Below are 17,231 nucleotides of genomic sequence, written 5' to 3' on the forward strand. Positions count from 1 at the left end.
TACTCGCCCGCTTCTTCGATTCAACATCGAATGCACTCTCCCAACCTTTCTCGTGCTTCTATGAGGGAGGGTTGTTGCAGAAAAGACACGAAATTGCCCGTTTCCGGGCGAGCGGTTTAGGGTTTATTAACATGAGTAAACGCGAATTAACCGGTCTTAACGCTTGAAAACATGCGATATTTGGCATCGGCACTCTCTTTGGCAGGCGAATCCATGATTTTGCATGGTTCATGCGGAGAATATGTCAGAGTACCGGCACGAACCGCCACATTGACCGGATTCGCTGCGAATCTTTCTTCCTTATATGCCTGTGGAAGAGACTGCGAACGCCTGGTGAAAGGCACCGATTCCGCGCATATTCCTGATCGCATATATATAAAGTGCGATAATTCGCAGGAAATTTACCAGTTGGCGCGCAATTCGCTTGAAATGACAAAGCGTACCGGCTATCTCGCCCTTACCGGAGAGGTGGCCGAGTGGTCGAAGGCGCTCCCCTGCTAAGGGAGTAGACCTCATAAGGGTCTCGTGGGTTCGAATCCCATCCTCTCCGCCATCTGCTTCAAGCGAAATTTTTTCACAAAAATCAGACCAAGATTGCCTCGCGCCGGGTGATTCTGCGTCTTTTTGCACCGCATCCAGCCCATATCGAGTTGCCTTCCGACTTCCTGACTTTTTTCGGTTTAAGTTCATCAATTCTGTAACCTTTTGAAAACAAAGCCTTATTTCGAAAACCTCCGATTCTTGACTGGAGGTCAGAAATGAACATCAAGAGCCTTCTCCTCGGCTCCGCTGCAGCTCTGGTTGCAGCTTCCGGCGCTCAGGCTGCCGACGCAATCGTCGCACCAGAGCCAGAAGCAGTTGAATATGTCCGCGTCTGCGATGCTTACGGCGCTGGCTTCTTCTATATCCCAGGCACCGAAACCTGCCTGCGTATCCATGGTTATGTTCGTTACGACGCTGCTGCTGGCCGCGACGCTTACGACGGCTCGGATGCCAAGACCTGGCGTAAGAACACGCGCTTCACGCTGCGTACGTCGACCGCCTCGGAAACCGAACTCGGCACCCTCCGCACCTACACTGAAAACCGTTTCAACTTCACGGACGGCTTCCAGGGCGGTCACACGCTGAACTTCGCTTACATCCAGCTCGGTGGCCTGCGCCTCGGTCTCGATGAGTCGGCCTTCCACACCTTCACCGGTTACCTCGGCGACATCATCAACGACGACGTGGTTGCTGCTGGCGTCTACCGCACCAACCTCATCAGCTACACCTTCACCGGCGGCAATGGCTTCTCGGCTATCCTGTCGCTCGAACAGGGTGGCGACGCTTATGTCGATAACGACGACTTCGACAATGACGGCAATCTTGCTGAATCCAACCGCATCGACGACTACATGCCGCATGTTGTTGGCGGCCTGAAGTTCGCTCAGGGCTGGGGTTCGGTTGCCGCTGTTGCAGCTTACGACGCCAGGCTCGAAGAATGGGCCGGTAAGGTTCGCCTTGACGTCAACGTCACGGACAAGGTTTCCGTCTGGGTGCAGGGCGGCTACTCGTCTTACGAAAACGACATCGGCATGTACGGCAACTGGGGTGGCGATTGGGCTGTCTGGGGTGGCGCGAAGTTCGTAGCGACCGAAAAGGCAACCATCAACGTTCAGGCTGCTTACGAAGACTGGGGCAAGACGGCAATCGCGGCCAACGTCGCTTACCAGATCGTTCCTGGTTTCACGATCACTCCGGAAATCAACTACACCCGTTGGGATAGTGATCATCCGGCTCGCCTGTCTGGCGCAGTTGAAAACAAGGATGCTTTCGGCGGCATCATCCGCTTCCAGCGCTCGTTCTAATCAGATCGACGCTTAAGCGAAATGCGCCAACGGGAAACCGTTGGCGCACATCCATTTGAAACATAGCTCACGAATACGTGAATTCTGATCCTTCAGAAATGGGGATTTCGAAAAGGATCGAGAACCGAGGGGAGTTGCGGGGGACGACATAAAGCTGGGGGCAAACACTGGTCTTTTAGAAAGGTCCAATCATGTCTCCGCATAAAGTTAGCTCACTTATCTTGTGTTCTGAGAATTATTTCATTAGTTGTGCGTCTCATATATCAATGGGGGGCGTGCAATGATCGTCGTTGGGGAAACGAAGATCGACATAGGCGACAAGTTTGCGCCGATAGTCGACTACAACTTAAAGTACACATCCAGCAAAAGTCCGAACCACCGACTTGTCGAACAGTTTTCGGTGGCGGAACTGACGGGGAAATATATCAACATCCTGTGGGATGACGGGTCACACAAGTATAATGTGAAGTCGTTTCTCGGTGAAATTGACGAGATTCTGAAAGGCGTCCGCTTTTCAGGCTTCGATCAGGAAATGCTCGACTCCGTTATCGGTTCGCTTCGTGAGCGTGGCAACAGCAATGCAACCATCAATAGAAAGATGGCTGCGCTGAGCAAGCTGCTGCGAAAGGCGCACAAGATGGGAGATATCTTCAATCTACCGGAATTCATCCGGCAGAAGGAGCGAGTCGGACGCATTCGATTCCTTGAATATGAGGAAGAAAAGCGCCTGTTCGCCGCGATTAAGTCGCGTTGTGAAGATAGCTATCGGCTTTCCTTGTTTCTTGTCGACACAGGTTGCCGCCTCGGAGAAGCAATAGGCGTTACCTGGAACGATATCCAGGATCACCGGGTTACGTTCTGGCTAACCAAATCGAATCGCAGCCGCACTGTTCCCCTCACCCGCCGTGCCCGCAAGGCGGCACATATCCCGCATGAAAAACTCAAAGGCCCCTTCTCGATGCTCAATCAGGTCCGGTTCCGCCAGATCTGGAATGAAGCAAAGATGGAAGTCGGGCTTGGCACAGACGATCAGGTCGTTCCGCACATTCTGCGCCATACCTGCGCGTCACGTCTGGTCCGTGGTGGGATCGACATTCGCCGTGTTCAGATGTGGCTGGGACACCAGACCCTGCAAATGACAATGCGTTATGCTCATCTGGCGACACATGATCTCGATTCATGCGTGAAAGTGCTCGAAGTCCACTAAAACACATCCCGAAAGGGTGAACGCCTTTTTTTGGATAAGATGTGTTTCAGAACAAATAGATGGAACGCCGATTTGAATCAATCAGATCGAAATGCGTTTTAGTTGACTTTGGCATGCCTGCTTTCATGGTTTTGATGGCCAGCCACTGGCGGCATGGCCGTGGCGTTGGTGTTTTGTCGATATTCGAGCTCCCACCCGGATCGCTTGATTGTGGGTAGTATGTCCTTTCAACTCGATTGACGCGCCGAATGCTCGATCGACTGCTATTTGCATTATTCAGCCGACGCAGAATCATTGTGATGGTACCAGCGAACACAAGTTGCTATGCCTTTCCCAGCAGGACAGGCGCAGGTGACTGACAACATTATCCGGCCCTTCGACTCGTCCTCTTCACACCGTGCCGGACTGAGAATCGACTGGAAATCACCATGGGATCACCCCGCCTTACACCGCTTATCGCAAGCCTGCCCTCTACCGTTCCTTTTACCGGTCCAGAAACGCTGGAACTGCAGCGAGGAAAACCTTTCAAGGCGCGTATCGGTGCGAATGAGAGCAGTTTCGGGCCTGCGCAGTCAGTCCTCGAAGCCATTCGAACCGAAGCAGGTGACATCTGGAAGTATGGCGATCCCGAAAACTACGAATTGCGGCACGCGGTTGCAGCGCATCATGGTGTGAAGCCCGAGAATATCATGCCGGGAGCAGGTGTGGATGCTCTACTCGGCCTGGTGGTCAGGCAGTATGTTCAGGAAGGTGACAGGGTCATCAACTCGCTGGGCGGTTATCCGACTTTCAATTACCATGTTAGCGGCTATGGCGGGCGGTTGGTCACTGTTCCCTATATCAAAGACAAATCAGACCTCGATGGCCTGCTTGAAGCGGCAAGCAAAGAAGATGCCGCAATTTTGTACCTCGCCAACCCGGATAATCCGATGGGAACATGGCACGACGGTTCGGATATCCAGTCCTTTATCGAGCGCGTTCCCGAGACCACGATGCTTGTTCTGGATGAGGCCTATTGCGAAACGGGGCCAGCTTCCGCTTTCCCGCGTTTCGAAACCGACCGCCCAAACGTTCTTCGGATGCGCACCTTCTCCAAGGCCTATGGCCTGGCGGGCATTCGGTGCGGTTATGTCGTCGGCAGCGCCGATACCATCAAGTCTTTCGACAAGATCCGCGATCATTTCGCAGTGAACCGTCTCGCACAGGCGGCAGCGATAGCCGCCCTCAAGGATCAGGCCTATCTGCGCGACGTGGTAGCGAAAATACAGGCTGGAAGAGATCGTATTGCTGCAATCGCCGGGGCAAACGGCCTTTCAGCCATTCCATCTGCTACGAATTTTGTCACCATCGATTGCGGCAAGGACGGAGCGTTCGCCACCGCCGTTCTTAACGGATTGATCGCGCGCGACATTTTCGTCCGCAAACCAGGCGCCCCGCTTCTAGACCGCTGTATTCGTGTGAGTGTCGGCGTTGATGAACAGCTCGATCTTTTTGAAGATGCGCTGCCTGCTGCTTTGGAGGAAGCCAGAAAACACTTAGAGCGCGTTTCGGTCTGATTGAATCCGATCGGCGCGTCTCAACTGTCGGCTTTGCACCACGCATCTTGTTCCGAAAACCGTTTCGCATTCGTCCCGCGCCACTAACCGAGGGATGCAAATGTCGGAATCAGACCACTAGATATTCGCGAAACTGCCTGAACAGTGGAGCCTCATATGCAGATTCGATCAGACAGTCGGCCTTATAACCTCCTTTTCAGCACCCTTGCCGGGCTGTGCGGGGCTCTTGCAATTGCCGCTTATGCAGGCGCTGCTCACGGCGGGCAGAATCATCTCGGCAATATTGCTCCCCTGCTCCTCGGCCATGCGCCCGCATTTCTGGTGCTCTCACTTATTGCACCGGCCAGCCGCATCGCCTATTTGGCCGGCGCGTTGCTTATTATCGGTCTCGCCTTGTTCTGCGGTGATCTCTTCATGCGCGACATGACCGGCGATCGCCTCTTTCCGATGGCTGCACCGACCGGCGGATCATTGATGATTCTGGGCTGGCTCGCGGTCGCAATCACTGGCTGGTTCTCAAAAGCCAAATAAAAAGGGGCCGAAAGGCCCCTTATCAATTAAAGCGCGACCTGAAAAATCAGGAATTGCCTTTCAGGCGTGCATTGCAGAGGCTGTAATAACCGCCGCCTTTCTGCACCCATTTCAGGCCGCCCAGTGCATTGGCGTCCTTGAGGACATGGTACTGCTCGAGGCAGGTGTGCATACGAGCCTTGCCAGCGGATTCATTCGAGAATTTGGCAGAAACTGCCGTCGGGAACTTCACGCCCCGCGGCGCAGCAACCGTTGGAGCTGCAGGTTCAGCATTGCCGTCTGTGCTGAGCGCCACAGGATCTGCACCCGCGCCGCACTCGGCCTTGCGAAAATCGTTCCACTTAGCGCCATTGTCCGTCCCGGCATCCTTGGCTGCCTGATACTTGGCGCTACACTGCTTCATCGTCAGGCCCTTGGCGCTGTCGTCTGCTGCTGGAGCAGCCGCGCTCTTGGCCGTTTTTTTGGCTGGAGCGGCAGGTGCAGGAGCTGCAGCGGCATCTGCATCGTCACCGCATTGCGCTTTACGGAAATCATTCCATTTCATGCCACCAAGCGTGCCTGCATCTTTGGCAGACTGATATTTTGCGCTACATTCCTTCATCGTCAGCGCATTGGCAGGCGATGAAAAGGCAAATGCAGCAGCGCTCATGATGATGGCTGTGCCAGCCATAGCTGTGATGGTTCGAATAGACATCTTGTCACTCCCTATCGAATGCAGCCTTTTGATCGCTCGGCATTTTTCTGCACCTCGCGATCTTGCTAATATAGAAGAACGGTAGATGTCATCGTTGCTCTATCCCGTTCTGTTTATACGCCAACATTGCGCTTCACAAAGTTGACTGTCAATCATTTGGCCAATATTACCTTCAGATCCAATACAAATTTTCTAACGGGCTTTCTTTGCTCGTTATGGTCATGCAGGTGCCATGAAGTAAAATTACAGTACTTCCCACCTCATGTCCGATTTTTATTCGAACAGAGTTAAAATCCAAGGTGATATCGGTGATAAAGCGGATCATGATCATCGGCGGCGCCGGTTCAGGTAAATCAAGCCTCGCACGTACGCTTGGCAGCATTACCGGCTTACCGATCATTCATATAGATACCCTCTATTGGCAACCCGGCTGGACGATGCGCCCGCGAGACGAGATCGGTCGTCTCACCAACGAAGCGGCAAATCACGACACATGGATATTCGAGGGCAATCATAGCGAAACTATGAATTATCGCGCCTCGCGAGCAGACACGCTTATTTTTCTCGATATATCCACCGCACGTCGTTTGTGGCGTGTCCTGAAAAGAACAGTAACGTATTACCGACGCTCACGTCCGGACATGGCGGATGGATGCGTGGAACGTTTCGATTGGGACTTCCTGAAATGGGTGGCGGGCTATCGAAAGAATGGCCGCATTCGCGCATTGGCATTTGTGGAAAAAGCGCCTCACCATCTCGCGAAACACCACTTGCGCAGTCCGCACGACGTGAAACGCTTTCTCGCGCAGATAAGACGCGAAACAAACCAAAACAATCAGTCTTCCCAATTGCGATAAATCAACAAAGCCGACCGTGAAATAACAATATTGCAAGCCGTGCGAAGCGTCGTAACCGCTGCTATATTCGGCTGTCTCCCAAGACTTGACGCTGCGTGCTATGGCCCAACCATCGGCACAGCGCGAATGCATGGCATGCCGGAATTCGTTCCGGCGCTCGTAATCTTTTTGCCGGATTGCCGGCTTTTCGCTGTTCTGGAGTTTCCACGTGGCCGATATCACTGATAACGCCGCCCCGCTCATTGATGCGTCCAAACCCGCCGCATTCGATCATCATCGTCTTTATGAAGATGCGATGGCGATGCTGATCGGCACGTCCTTCATCGCGCTCGGGATCACGCTTTATAGCCAGGCCACCTTGATGACCGGCAGTACCGCCGGTATCGCCCTTCTCATCCAGTATGCAACAGGTACGGAATTCGGATTACTCTATTTCCTGATCAATCTGCCATTCTATTATTTTGCCGTGCAACGCATGGGCTGGGCTTTCACCATCAGAACCTTCGTCGCCGTGGCGATGATGTCGGGCTTTGCACGTCTGATGCCCTTGAGCGTTGATTTCTCAAGCGTCAATCCACTTTTCGCCGCTCTCATGGGAGGCACCTTGATGGGCATGGGTGTGCTCGCACTCTTCCGTCATCGCTCCGGGGTCGGCGGCGTCAACATATTGGCGCTCTATCTGCAGGACGCCTATGGAATAAGAGCAGGCTGGTTTCAGCTCGGTCTCGATGTTCTGATCATGCTGGCATCGCTCTTCTTTATCCCTTGGGAGAACATGGCGCTTTCCCTGGCCGGTGCGATTGCCATGAACCTCATCATCGCAATCAATCACAAGCCCGGTCGGTATCTTGGTATAAGCTGAAAAGACAAAAGCCGCCTCGCAGGCGGCTTTTTTATAACGAGGGGCTCTTCAATCAATGAGTAGTCATCCATTCGCGCGCGCCGCGCAGAGCTGATGCAAGCTCGCCTTTGCTCATTGTCGCTGCCACCTGATTGCGCATGCGGGCCGCCTTCTCACTACCGCGAATAGCGGCAATGTTCAGCCATTTGTGCGCTTCCACCACGTCGATCTCGCAATCACGACCGATAGCAAACTTCATGCCCATTTCCAGAAGAATGCGATCCTGTGCTACTGCGCTGTGCGTATTCGTAAAACTCTGAAACTGTGCCATTTTCTTTGTCCCTGTTAAATCCCGAGAACCGTCCGGTCTTTGTTTTCAAAGCTTGGTTTTCTTGCTTCGAAACTGCCGTCTCTGTCGTTCCGTTCATGCTCTCAAATCTACGGGAAAGGGTTGAAATGCGCGTTAAACCAGATGCTTAACGAGCAACCAACAAAATCCGAACAAGGGGTAAACTTGGGATTTTGTTAAACATGCAAGTACTGCTGATTGCTAGATTTTCGCAAAAATTCGATTCAAATCCGCACAGTCGAACGAAACCAGTTGCTAACTATAGACAACATTCGAATGTGGCGGGTGTGCAAAAGGAGCAGCGCTTCAAGCGCCATATGAGACGTAAATATCCCTCTTCCGCTCCGCCAAAAACTGCATTACGTTTACGTTTGCGTAAGTTTAGCGGATGGTCGAGGAGGCTTCCGTCTTAAACTTCAGAACGCATCACAGCGGTTTCATCGTTGCGACCGGCAAAGCCGGGACTGGCGGCGATTTGGGAGGAAAGAATGATCCGCACACTTATTCTAGGAATGACGCTTGCAGCTACCTTTGCCGCGCCTGCCCTTGCCGACGAAGGGATTGTCGGCACATGGAAGCGACCGAACGGCACGATCATCAGCTACGCGTCCTGCGGTGCCAACAAATTCTGTGGCACGGTGCAGACTGGCGAGTACAAAGGCAAGTCAATCGGCACCATGTCGGGCACTGGCGGCAGCTACAAGGGTGAAGTCAACAAGCTCGACGAAGGTAAGACCTATACCGGCAAGGCCAGCGTCAAGGGCAACACGCTTTCGCTTTCAGGCTGCGTGATGGGCGGTTTAATCTGCAAGAGCGAAAGCCTGGCCCGCCAGTAATATCCAGCAATATATGGAATCGAAAAGGGCGGCTTGCAGGCCGCCCTTTCTTCTTATCAGGTATTCATCGCGCCTTTTGGCCGAAGAGAATTTTCTGGGCATCCTTGTCGGTTGCCAGATTGGATTTTTCTCGCTCTTCTTTCCCGACGAGCAGACCACGCTGTACCGCCGGACGAGCATTCATCGTCTCATGCCAGCGCTTCAAATTCGGGAAGTCATCCAGATTCTGGTCATAATTCTTATAGGCATTGATCCAGCCTATCGAAGCCATGTCGGCAATTGAATATTCGCCTGCGATGTAATCCTTACCTTCAAGCTGCTTGTTCAGGACACCATAGAGACGGTTGACCTCATTGGTATAGCGGTCGATGCCATATTGTACCTTCTCCGGCGCATAGACACGGAAATGCCCGGCCTGCCCCGACATCGGGCCCAGTCCGCCCATCTGCCACATCAGCCATTCGTCGACGGCGACGCGCTTGCGTTCATCGATCGGGTAGAATTTGCCGAATTTCCGTCCGAGATATTGCAGGATCGCACCAGATTCAAATACCGAAATAGGTTCGCCGCCTGGCCCTTCGGGATCGATGATGGCAGGCATGCGGTTGTTCGGAGCAATCTTCAGAAAGTCCGGCTGGAACTGATCCCCCCTACCGATGTTGACATATTTGACCTCGTAGGGAACGCCCAGTTCTTCCAGCATGATGCTGATCTTGAAGCCATTCGGCGTCGGCCAATAATACAACTCGATGGGCTTGGTCTGTTCGGCCATGGGCTCTCTCCCGCTGATCCTGAAGTTGAGCGGGACATGTTCCCGCATTCCAATGATGGGAAACATAAGACCCTTTCGAGCTGGCACAAGAGCTACGCGCAGCAATAAACGGAACATCAATATTTTTGAACGCCGTATGAACGACGCTCTCAGGGACGGTTCAGGGATGATCGCTAGATTGGTGAGGGAGAACAGAAATCAGAACGGCTTTGGGGGCCAACCGGTATGCTTCGGCGTTTTACAATCGTCTGCCTGATGATCGCTGGCTTTGCCGCTGTCGCCAGCATTTTCGTAGACCAGAAATACAGCGTTTACCGGGACCAGCCAGTAATAGGCCCCCTCGCCGCATTCAATCAGAAGCCTGCCGGAGTGCGGCCATGAGAAAAACCCGGATCGTCGCCGCAATCGCCCTTCGGGTTTTCCTTTTCACAGCCATTTTCACTGGTCCCGCAGCCACCTTTGCCTATACGCAGATTGGCCAGCATTCCCAAATGAGTGGCATCGGCCTCGTGCTTTATGTGAGCTTGCAGCGCATCGCATAAACTGGGTCATGTCATGGTCATAGACTTTGCTATAGTAGGCCATGACACAGCGAATCGAACATCCATTTCTGACCGAAATCAGAACGCCTCCGACCGTTGATCCGGAGGTCTTTACCGACGCAGGTGCGGCGGTTGCCGCCCTGCAAAAGCTCTATGATCGCAATACGGCCTTCCTGCGCGATGCGTTCGAGAAGGTTGCGCGCGGCGAGGTTCCGCCGCAGCGCTATCGCGCTTATTATCCCGAGATCTGTCTGTCCACATCCAGTTTCGCGCATGTGGATTCACGTCTGGCCTTTGGCCATGTCTCTACGCCCGGCGATTATTCCGCAAACATCACGCGGCCCGATCTGTTCGACCATTATCTGACCGAGCAAATTCGTCTTCTGATGCGCAATCACGGTGTAACCGTGACGGTGAAGGAATCCTCGACGCCGATCCCGATCCATTTTGCCTTCAAGGAAGGCACCTATGTCGAGGCCTCCGTCGCCAGTGCCTTTACGCATCCGCTGCGTGATCTGTTCGACGTGCCCGACCTGGCAGCGACAGATGACAAGATCGTCAATGCCGACTTCGAGCCTGCCCCCGGTGAACCAATGCCGCTTGCGCCGTTCACTGCCCAGCGCGTCGATTATTCGCTGCACCGGCTCGCGCATTATACGGCGACAAGTCCGACCCATTTCCAAAATTTTGTGCTGTTCACCAATTACCAGTTCTATATGGACGAGTTCTGCGCCTATGCCCGCGAACTCATGGCCCAGGGCGGCGGTGGTTATGAACAGTTCGTGGAACCGGGTAATCTGATCACTCGCGCGGGCGAAAATGCGCCGAGCAGCGGCACCGCCCTGCCTCGCCTGCCCCAGATGCCTGCTTATCATCTGCAGCGGGCTGATCATTCGGGCATTACCATGGTGAATATCGGCGTGGGACCATCCAACGCCAAAACCATCACCGACCATATTGCAGTCTTGCGTCCACATGCCTGGTTGATGCTCGGCCACTGCGCGGGCCTGCGCAACAGCCAGCAGCTTGGCGATTATGTTCTGGCCCACGCTTATATGCGTGAAGACCATGTTCTCGACGACGATCTGCCTGTCTGGGTGCCGCTGCCAGCACTTGCGGAAATTCAGGTGGCACTGGAAGAGGCCGTTGAGGAAATCACCGGTCTGGAAGGTTATGACCTCAAGCGGATCATGCGCACTGGCACCGTCGCCACGATCGACAATCGCAACTGGGAACTGCGCGACCAGCGCGGCCCGGTGCAGCGTCTTTCGCAGGCGCGCGCTGTCGCGCTTGATATGGAATCCGCGACAATTGCGGCCAATGGTTTCCGTTTCCGGGTACCTTACGGCACCTTGCTCTGCGTTTCCGACAAGCCGCTGCATGGCGAATTGAAACTGCCGGGCATGGCTACCGAGTTCTACAAGCGGCAGGTGGCGCAGCATCTGCGCATCGGCATCCGCGCGATGGAAAAGATTGCGGCCATGCCGGATGAGCGGCTGCATTCTCGAAAGCTCCGCAGCTTCTACGAAACGGCTTTCCAGTGATGTTAGGGGAATAGGGCAGTAAGGCAGTAGGGCAATATGTTGGTTAGCAGCAGATGATGCTCTTAACATACTGCCTTATTCCCCTACTGCCCTATTGCCTTCAACTCCATCATCGCGCCGTATTCGATAGCTAGAGGCATTTCATGTCGAAAAGCCGTGAAAACCTTTCATTCCTGTTGCTGCTGGCTGCTGTCGCGCTGTCCGTCCCGCTCGTGCTTGGATTTCTCGGGGCGGTGCATCCAGCTCTGGATTCTTTTTCGCATTTTCGGGCCCACTTGGCCGTCTTGTTGGCGGTGCTGGCCATTCCCTTGCTCTTCACCAAAATGCGGCGCGAAGCGGCAATGCTTCTGCTTTTTGCCATCATGGCTCTCAGTACGACTGTTGGTGCCGTGCGCGATTTCCTGAGCGGTTCGACAGGTGCGCAGGCGCAGGAACAAGGCGGCGTGCGGTATAGTCTTGTTCAGATCAACCTGCGCGAAGACAATCCCGAGCCGAAACGCATTCTCCAGATGATCGCGCGGGAGAAGCCGGACGTCATCACCTATGAGGAAGCAAGCGACCAATGGACCAAGTGGCTCACCATTCTCCAAGGCTCCTATCCCTACCATCTCAATTGTGCTGACGACCCCAACACATGGGGCGTGGGCATCCTTTCGAAGCGGCCTTTCAGCGAAGATGCGCAGACAGCCTGCGTCGGTGACGGTTTGCTCGCAATTGCGCCGATCAACTTCGGCGGAACGACCGTGCATGTCGCGGCGCTGCATTTTTCCTGGCCGTGGCCGCGCTGGCAGCCGCATCAGCTCCGCTACATCGAGCCCGAACTACGGAAGCTGAAAGGCCTCCTGGTCGTCGCCGGTGATTTCAATGCGGCCCCGTGGAGCAATGCCGTTCGTCGTGTCGAACATGCCTCCGGCACCCGCCATATGACCGGCATAGGCGGCACGTGGATGACATATCTGTTGCCCGTTTCGCTCGCGCCCCATATCGGCCTTCCAATCGATCAGATACTCGTCAGTCCCGAAATCGGAGGGGCAAAGGTTTCGGCTCGCGAAGATGCAGGCTCCGACCATCTGCCGGTGCGGCTCGATTTTTCCGTTCCGCCGCCCGTTCGACCGGATGAAGACGAACCGGAAACCCAGTCAGTCATGCTTCAATAAAAAAGGCGGTCCCAGACCGCCTTTTTCTTTTACATGTTTACGTAAACCGGTCCTTCGCCGCCTTGTGGCGGCACCCAGTTGATGTTCTGGTTCGGGTCCTTGATGTCGCAGGTCTTGCAGTGCACGCAGTTCTGCGCGTTGATGACAAACCGCACATCCTTAGCCTGCGGATCGGCTGCGGAGTTGCCGTCGGCATCCACCCATTCATAAACACCCGCAGGGCAGTAACGCGTCGACGGACCAGCGAAGACGTCGTGTTCGGAAGTCTGCTGCAATTTCATGTCGCGAACCTGAAGATGCACAGGCTCGTTCTCGTCATGGTTCGTGTTCGACAGGAACACCGACGACAGGCGATCGAACGTCAGAACACCATCCGGCTTCGGATAGTCGATCTTCGTATGTTTCGCAGCAGGTTCAAGCGACTGTGCATCAGTCTTGCCATGCTTCAGCGTCCCAAAGATGGAGAAACCGAAAAGCTGGTTGGTCCACATATCGAGACCGCCGAGCGCCACGCCGGCAATCGTGCCGAATTTCGACCACAGCGGCTTGACGTTACGCACCCGCTTCAGATCCGTACCGATAAGGCTCGAACGCCAATTGTTTTCGATCTCGATCGGCTCGTCATTGGCGCGGCCTGCTGCAATTGCCTCGGCAATCTTGTCGGCGGCGAGAATGCCGGACAGAACCGCATTGTGGCTGCCCTTGATGCGCGGCACGTTGACCAGACCAGCCGAACAGCCGATGAGCGCTCCGCCCGGAAACGAAAGCTTTGGCACCGACTGGAAACCGCCTTCGGTGATGGCGCGTGCGCCATAGGACAAGCGCTTGCCGCCTTCGAATACGTCCTTGATAGCAGGATGCGTCTTGAAACGCTGGAATTCTTCAAACGGCGACAGATATGGGTTCTTGTAGTTGAGATGCAGCACGAAGCCGACCGCAACCATATTGTCTTCCAGATGATAAAGGAACGAGCCGCCGCCCGTCTTCATATCGAGCGGCCAGCCGAAGGAGTGTTGAACTAGGCCCGGCTTGTGCTTGGAAGGATCGACCTGCCACAATTCCTTGAGCCCGATACCGTATTTCGCCGGTTCACGGCCTTCGTCGAGCTTGAACGTCGCGATCAATTGCTTGGCGAGCGAACCGCGTGCGCCTTCACCGACCAGCGTATATTTACCGAGCAGCGCCATGCCGCGTGTATAGTTCGGCCCATGCGTTCCGTCACGCTCGACGCCCATATCGCCGGTGGCAACGCCGATGACCGCGCCCTCGTCATTGTAGAGCACTTCGGTTGCCGCAAAGCCCGGATAGATTTCCACACCGAGCTCTTCGGCCTTGGTACCGAGCCAACGGCAGACATTGCCCAGGGACACGATGTAATTGCCATGATTACTCATCAAAGGCGGCATGGCGAAATTCGGCAGGCGCACGGAACCTGCAGGCCCCAGCACAAGGAAATGATCGGCTGTCACCGGCGTCTTGAACGGGTGTCCCTCTTCCTCGCGCCATCCCGGCAGAAGCTGGTCGATCCCCACCGGATCGACGACAGCGCCGGAAAGAATATGCGCGCCGACTTCCCCGCCCTTTTCGAGGACAACAACGGAAAGCTCAGGGTTCGCCTGTTTCAAACGGATTGCCGCAGCGAGGCCCGCAGGGCCTGCGCCGACGATCACAACGTCGAACTCCATGCTTTCGCGCTCGGGAAGCTCCTGGTTTGCATATTCTGGGGCTTCAGACATTCATCCCTCCGTCCGGTGTAACATCATCTTCTGACTAGGCTAGCCCAGACGACGCATCCAATTGTTTTTGTGCATGATCTAATCGCGAGTATCCATGAACCGACAACCCGCCAGCGCTAGTGATACACGAAAAGATCTGCCGCTTCCCCGTATTCCGCCTTACCCTGTCGCAGAGTTGGAGACTGTCGCAAATGCGTCCAATTGTCCAAAACTGGCGTCCTACGTCTTCAAGCTTATTTACCTTAACGTAAACGTCAAACCTATATCAATCAAGAAACTGCGATGAGGATTTGTTTGCGAGGTTGAAAGTAGCATGGTTTGATGAGGACTCAGGGCTATATCAGAACCATGGCTGACCACGTTCGAGCCTTGGCCTCAATGCGCGCGCATCAAATCGGATATGAACTGTCACTAACCTGCGAAACAAGCCCTAAATCTGAACCGGGCTATTGCATTCATCTCCAAAATTCGCCACCTCAGAGGTGAGGTAGTTAATGGCTGATAATCGAGAAACGCTGGATATTGAAGGTTTGCTCCGCTTCTACGCGGAAGCAGGCGTTGACATGCCGCTTTCCGAAACACCGATAGACCGGTTTGCGGAACCGCAGCGTCCCGCTCCCTCGCAGCCTGCAGCGCAAATGCCGAATACGCCGGAGCGCGCCCGTCAGCAGCAACCGCGCCCTGCCCCGACACCCGCTCCCACCAGCAGGCCGGTACAGGCAGCAGCCGACCTTCCCGATACGACGCAGATTGCGCTCGCACGCGAGGCGGCATCACAGGCTTCAACGCTGGAAGAATTACGGGAGAAGCTTGCGGCATTCGACGGCTGCAATCTGAAATTCACGGCGAAGAACCTTTGCTTCGCCGATGGCGATCCATCATCCGACATCATGTTCATCGGCGAAGCACCGGGACGTGACGAAGATATGGAGGGATTGCCGTTTGTCGGAAAATCCGGACAACTTCTCAACCGCATGATCGAATCCATCGGCCTGAAACGAGAAAACGTCTACGTCGCCAATACGATCCCGTGGCGCCCTCCAGGCAACCGCACGCCGACGCCGCTTGAGACGGAACTTTGCCGACCTTTCATTGAACGGCAGATCGAGCTTGCTGCGCCGAAAGTTCTGGTTGCGCTGGGTGGTCCAGCAGGCAAGGCACTCACCGGCGCGACGGAAGGTATCCTTCGGCTACGCGGCAACTGGAAGATTCATCGTACGCCCAATGGCCTCGAAATTCCGGTCATGCCGACCCTGCATCCAGCCTATCTTCTGCGCACGCCGGCCCAAAAGCGTTTTGCATGGCGCGATTTTCTGGCTGTGAAGCTGAAATTGGCCGAATTGATTAGTTGAAATCTCCGTAGTTCAGTGGCATCGGCAGGCGGTGCAGGCGGCATTGTCACCAACATGCCGCAAACTTGTTCTATTTCGCCGCTTGCCACACCGCCTTCCGGCGACAAGTAGCCCTAAATTCAGATTCCCCATGGGATTTCACTGTGGAGTTTTTCATGGCTGGCCAGCTCCTGCCCATAGCCGCTTTGCTTGCAAGCACCTTTCTGATGCTGCTTGCCGGTGGCCTTGCGGGTATTCTTCTGCCCCTGCGTGGCGGCATGGAAGGCTGGTCGACCACGACTATCGGCTGGATGGGGACGAGCTATTCCCTCGCCTTCACGATCGGCTGCATTGTGGTACCGCATCTGGTGCGCCGCGTGGGTCACGTGCGTGTCTTCTCTTCACTGGCGACGCTGCTTTCGATGGCGCTTCTTTTCCACGCTCTGGTCGTCAGTCCTGTCGCATGGATGATCTTTCGTGGCGTCGCGGGCTTTTCGCTCGCAGGCAGCTACATGATCATCGAAAGCTGGCTGAATGAGCGCGTGACCAATGAATCGCGCGGTCGCATTTTCTCGATCTACATGATCATAACGATGCTTGGCCTGCTGTGCGGGCAGTATATATTGCCGTTCGGCGATGCGGGGACACAGACGCTCTTCATCATTTGCGCCATCATTTATGCAAGCGCACTGCTTCCAACAGCCCTTTCAAGCGCGCAATCACCCAATCCGCTGACACAGGTCTCGCTCGATCTCAAGGGCCTTTACCAACGGTCACCGGCTGCGGCTGTCGGTTCGCTGATTGCAGGTATCGTCGCAGGCACCTGGAACTTCCTTGCTGCCATTTACGGCGAGATGAACGGCCTTTCCACCTTCGGCATCGCGACCATGCTTGCCTGCGCGATGGTGGGCGGCGCTATCTTTCAGTATCCGCTAGGTCGGGGGTCCGATTTTGTGGATCGTCGCTATGTGATGGTGATTGCCGGTGTCATCGGCTTTGCCTTGTCGATGGTGATGGTGCTGTTCCACCCCACATCGCCCTTGGCGCTCTACATCATGATGTTTCTGTTCGGCTCGGTGATTTATCCGATCTATAGCCTCAACGTCGCCCACGCCAACGACTATGCGGATGCCAGCGAATTCGTGAAGGTTTCCGGCGGATTGCTGATTATCTATGGCGTAGGCAGTGTCATCGGGCCCGCCCTTTCGGGTCCGTTAATGGACCTGATCGGCGCGCCGGGTTTCTTCGTAACCATGGCCATCGCTTACGGCTTGTATGGCCTGCATGCCTTCTGGCGCATCCGCCGCTTCGAGCGTCCGGCCATCAGCGACCAGAAGACTGAGTACAAGTTCCATACGCCAGACGGACAATCCACGCCGGAGACCATGCAGCTCGATCCGCGTGCGGAAGGCACACCCGGTCAAAGCTAAA

The 17,231-nt window shown here is 54.9% G+C and carries 16 protein-coding genes and 1 tRNA gene; 13 read left to right on the forward strand and 4 right to left on the reverse strand.

Going from position 1 to position 17,231, the window contains the following annotated elements; all coding sequences use genetic code 11:
* The first annotated feature begins 462 nt into the window (after positions 1-462).
* The 5 genes from ACYSN1_RS03570 (at position 463) to ACYSN1_RS03590 (ending at position 5,141) form a co-directional block, all read left to right on the forward strand.
* Positions 463-553: transfer RNA gene (locus ACYSN1_RS03570), tRNA-Ser, on the forward strand.
* Between the two features lie 205 nt (positions 554-758).
* Positions 759-1,847 carry a porin gene (locus tag ACYSN1_RS03575; protein ID WP_461724417.1) on the forward strand — a complete coding sequence of 363 codons (1,089 nt, stop codon included), beginning with the start codon at positions 759-761 and terminating at the stop codon, positions 1,845-1,847.
* A 280-nt stretch (positions 1,848-2,127) separates the two neighbouring features.
* On the forward strand, positions 2,128-3,054 hold the full coding sequence (locus ACYSN1_RS03580) for a tyrosine-type recombinase/integrase (protein WP_461724418.1): 927 nt from the start codon (positions 2,128-2,130) through the stop codon (positions 3,052-3,054).
* A 428-nt stretch (positions 3,055-3,482) separates the two neighbouring features.
* The gene (locus ACYSN1_RS03585; RefSeq protein ID WP_461724419.1) at positions 3,483-4,610 is read left to right on the forward strand and encodes a pyridoxal phosphate-dependent aminotransferase; all 1,128 of its coding nucleotides are present in this window, start codon (positions 3,483-3,485) and stop codon (positions 4,608-4,610) included.
* Positions 4,611-4,766: 156 nt separating this feature from the next.
* Positions 4,767-5,141: a DUF423 domain-containing protein gene (locus ACYSN1_RS03590; RefSeq protein ID WP_461724420.1), complete on the forward strand. Its 375-nt coding sequence runs from the start codon at positions 4,767-4,769 to the stop codon at positions 5,139-5,141.
* Positions 5,142-5,187: 46 nt separating this feature from the next.
* On the opposite strand, the gene ACYSN1_RS03595 is transcribed toward ACYSN1_RS03590, so the two are convergent.
* Entirely contained in the window at positions 5,188-5,835 is a 648-nt protein-coding gene (locus ACYSN1_RS03595) for an antifreeze protein (protein WP_461724421.1), read from the reverse strand.
* 323 nt (positions 5,836-6,158) lie between these two features.
* On the opposite strand from ACYSN1_RS03595, the gene ACYSN1_RS03600 reads away from it, so the two are divergent.
* Together ACYSN1_RS03600 and ACYSN1_RS03605 are read left to right on the forward strand one after the other, a co-directional pair.
* A complete protein-coding gene (locus ACYSN1_RS03600) occupies positions 6,159-6,692 on the forward strand; it encodes a P-loop NTPase family protein (protein WP_461724422.1) in 534 nt (177 codons plus the stop codon).
* 208 nt (positions 6,693-6,900) lie between these two features.
* Entirely contained in the window at positions 6,901-7,554 is a 654-nt protein-coding gene (locus tag ACYSN1_RS03605; protein WP_461724423.1) for a YitT family protein, read from the forward strand.
* A gap of 52 nt (positions 7,555-7,606) precedes the next feature.
* On the opposite strand, the gene ACYSN1_RS03610 is transcribed toward ACYSN1_RS03605, so the two are convergent.
* On the reverse strand, positions 7,607-7,864 hold the full coding sequence (locus ACYSN1_RS03610; protein ID WP_461724424.1) for a sel1 repeat family protein: 258 nt from the start codon (positions 7,862-7,864) through the stop codon (positions 7,607-7,609).
* 506 nt (positions 7,865-8,370) lie between these two features.
* Here ACYSN1_RS03610 and ACYSN1_RS03615 point away from each other — a divergent pair.
* Complete coding sequence (locus tag ACYSN1_RS03615; protein ID WP_461724425.1) at positions 8,371-8,718, forward strand: DUF2147 domain-containing protein; 348 nt, start codon at positions 8,371-8,373, stop codon at positions 8,716-8,718.
* 64 nt (positions 8,719-8,782) lie between these two features.
* Here the strand turns inward: ACYSN1_RS03615 and ACYSN1_RS03620 are convergent, their stop codons facing one another.
* Positions 8,783-9,490 carry a glutathione binding-like protein gene (locus ACYSN1_RS03620; protein ID WP_461724426.1) on the reverse strand — a complete coding sequence of 236 codons (708 nt, stop codon included), beginning with the start codon at positions 9,488-9,490 and terminating at the stop codon, positions 8,783-8,785.
* 377 nt (positions 9,491-9,867) lie between these two features.
* On the opposite strand from ACYSN1_RS03620, the gene ACYSN1_RS03625 reads away from it, so the two are divergent.
* From ACYSN1_RS03625 to ACYSN1_RS03635, 3 genes are all read left to right on the forward strand, one after another.
* Entirely contained in the window at positions 9,868-10,032 is a 165-nt protein-coding gene (locus ACYSN1_RS03625; protein WP_461724427.1) for a hypothetical protein, read from the forward strand.
* 41 nt (positions 10,033-10,073) lie between these two features.
* Positions 10,074-11,576, forward strand: a complete 1,503-nt coding sequence (locus ACYSN1_RS03630) for an AMP nucleosidase (RefSeq protein ID WP_461724428.1) — start codon at positions 10,074-10,076, stop codon at positions 11,574-11,576.
* Positions 11,577-11,719: 143 nt separating this feature from the next.
* Positions 11,720-12,733, forward strand: coding sequence for an endonuclease/exonuclease/phosphatase family protein (locus tag ACYSN1_RS03635; protein WP_461724429.1), 1,014 nt, complete (start codon positions 11,720-11,722; stop codon positions 12,731-12,733).
* A gap of 29 nt (positions 12,734-12,762) precedes the next feature.
* Here the strand turns inward: ACYSN1_RS03635 and ACYSN1_RS03640 are convergent, their stop codons facing one another.
* Positions 12,763-14,469: an electron transfer flavoprotein-ubiquinone oxidoreductase gene (locus tag ACYSN1_RS03640; protein WP_461724430.1), complete on the reverse strand. Its 1,707-nt coding sequence runs from the start codon at positions 14,467-14,469 to the stop codon at positions 12,763-12,765.
* A 494-nt stretch (positions 14,470-14,963) separates the two neighbouring features.
* Between ACYSN1_RS03640 and ACYSN1_RS03645 the strand changes: the two genes are divergently transcribed.
* Both ACYSN1_RS03645 and ACYSN1_RS03650 read left to right on the forward strand, forming a co-directional pair.
* Positions 14,964-15,821: a uracil-DNA glycosylase gene (locus ACYSN1_RS03645; protein WP_461724431.1), complete on the forward strand. Its 858-nt coding sequence runs from the start codon at positions 14,964-14,966 to the stop codon at positions 15,819-15,821.
* A gap of 155 nt (positions 15,822-15,976) precedes the next feature.
* Positions 15,977-17,230: an MFS transporter gene (locus tag ACYSN1_RS03650; RefSeq protein ID WP_461724432.1), complete on the forward strand. Its 1,254-nt coding sequence runs from the start codon at positions 15,977-15,979 to the stop codon at positions 17,228-17,230.
* Position 17,231: the final 1 nt, after the last annotated feature.

The organism is Brucella sp. LJL56, from assembly GCF_054871705.1.

Coding starts and splice junctions, on each gene's coding strand:
- ACYSN1_RS03610 (WP_461724424.1), bottom strand. CDS start 7,864: ATGGCACAGTTTCAGAGTTTTACGAATACGCACAGCGCAGTAGCACAG.
- ACYSN1_RS03635 (WP_461724429.1), top strand. CDS start 11,720: ATGTCGAAAAGCCGTGAAAACCTTTCATTCCTGTTGCTGCTGGCTGCT.
- ACYSN1_RS03580 (WP_461724418.1), top strand. CDS start 2,128: ATGATCGTCGTTGGGGAAACGAAGATCGACATAGGCGACAAGTTTGCG.
- ACYSN1_RS03585 (WP_461724419.1), top strand. CDS start 3,483: ATGGGATCACCCCGCCTTACACCGCTTATCGCAAGCCTGCCCTCTACC.
- ACYSN1_RS03615 (WP_461724425.1), top strand. CDS start 8,371: ATGATCCGCACACTTATTCTAGGAATGACGCTTGCAGCTACCTTTGCC.
- ACYSN1_RS03595 (WP_461724421.1), bottom strand. CDS start 5,835: ATGTCTATTCGAACCATCACAGCTATGGCTGGCACAGCCATCATCATG.
- ACYSN1_RS03645 (WP_461724431.1), top strand. CDS start 14,964: ATGGCTGATAATCGAGAAACGCTGGATATTGAAGGTTTGCTCCGCTTC.
- ACYSN1_RS03650 (WP_461724432.1), top strand. CDS start 15,977: ATGGCTGGCCAGCTCCTGCCCATAGCCGCTTTGCTTGCAAGCACCTTT.
- ACYSN1_RS03630 (WP_461724428.1), top strand. CDS start 10,074: ATGACACAGCGAATCGAACATCCATTTCTGACCGAAATCAGAACGCCT.
- ACYSN1_RS03600 (WP_461724422.1), top strand. CDS start 6,159: ATGATCATCGGCGGCGCCGGTTCAGGTAAATCAAGCCTCGCACGTACG.
- ACYSN1_RS03625 (WP_461724427.1), top strand. CDS start 9,868: ATGAGAAAAACCCGGATCGTCGCCGCAATCGCCCTTCGGGTTTTCCTT.
- ACYSN1_RS03640 (WP_461724430.1), bottom strand. CDS start 14,469: ATGTCTGAAGCCCCAGAATATGCAAACCAGGAGCTTCCCGAGCGCGAA.
- ACYSN1_RS03590 (WP_461724420.1), top strand. CDS start 4,767: ATGCAGATTCGATCAGACAGTCGGCCTTATAACCTCCTTTTCAGCACC.
- ACYSN1_RS03575 (WP_461724417.1), top strand. CDS start 759: ATGAACATCAAGAGCCTTCTCCTCGGCTCCGCTGCAGCTCTGGTTGCA.
- ACYSN1_RS03620 (WP_461724426.1), bottom strand. CDS start 9,490: ATGGCCGAACAGACCAAGCCCATCGAGTTGTATTATTGGCCGACGCCG.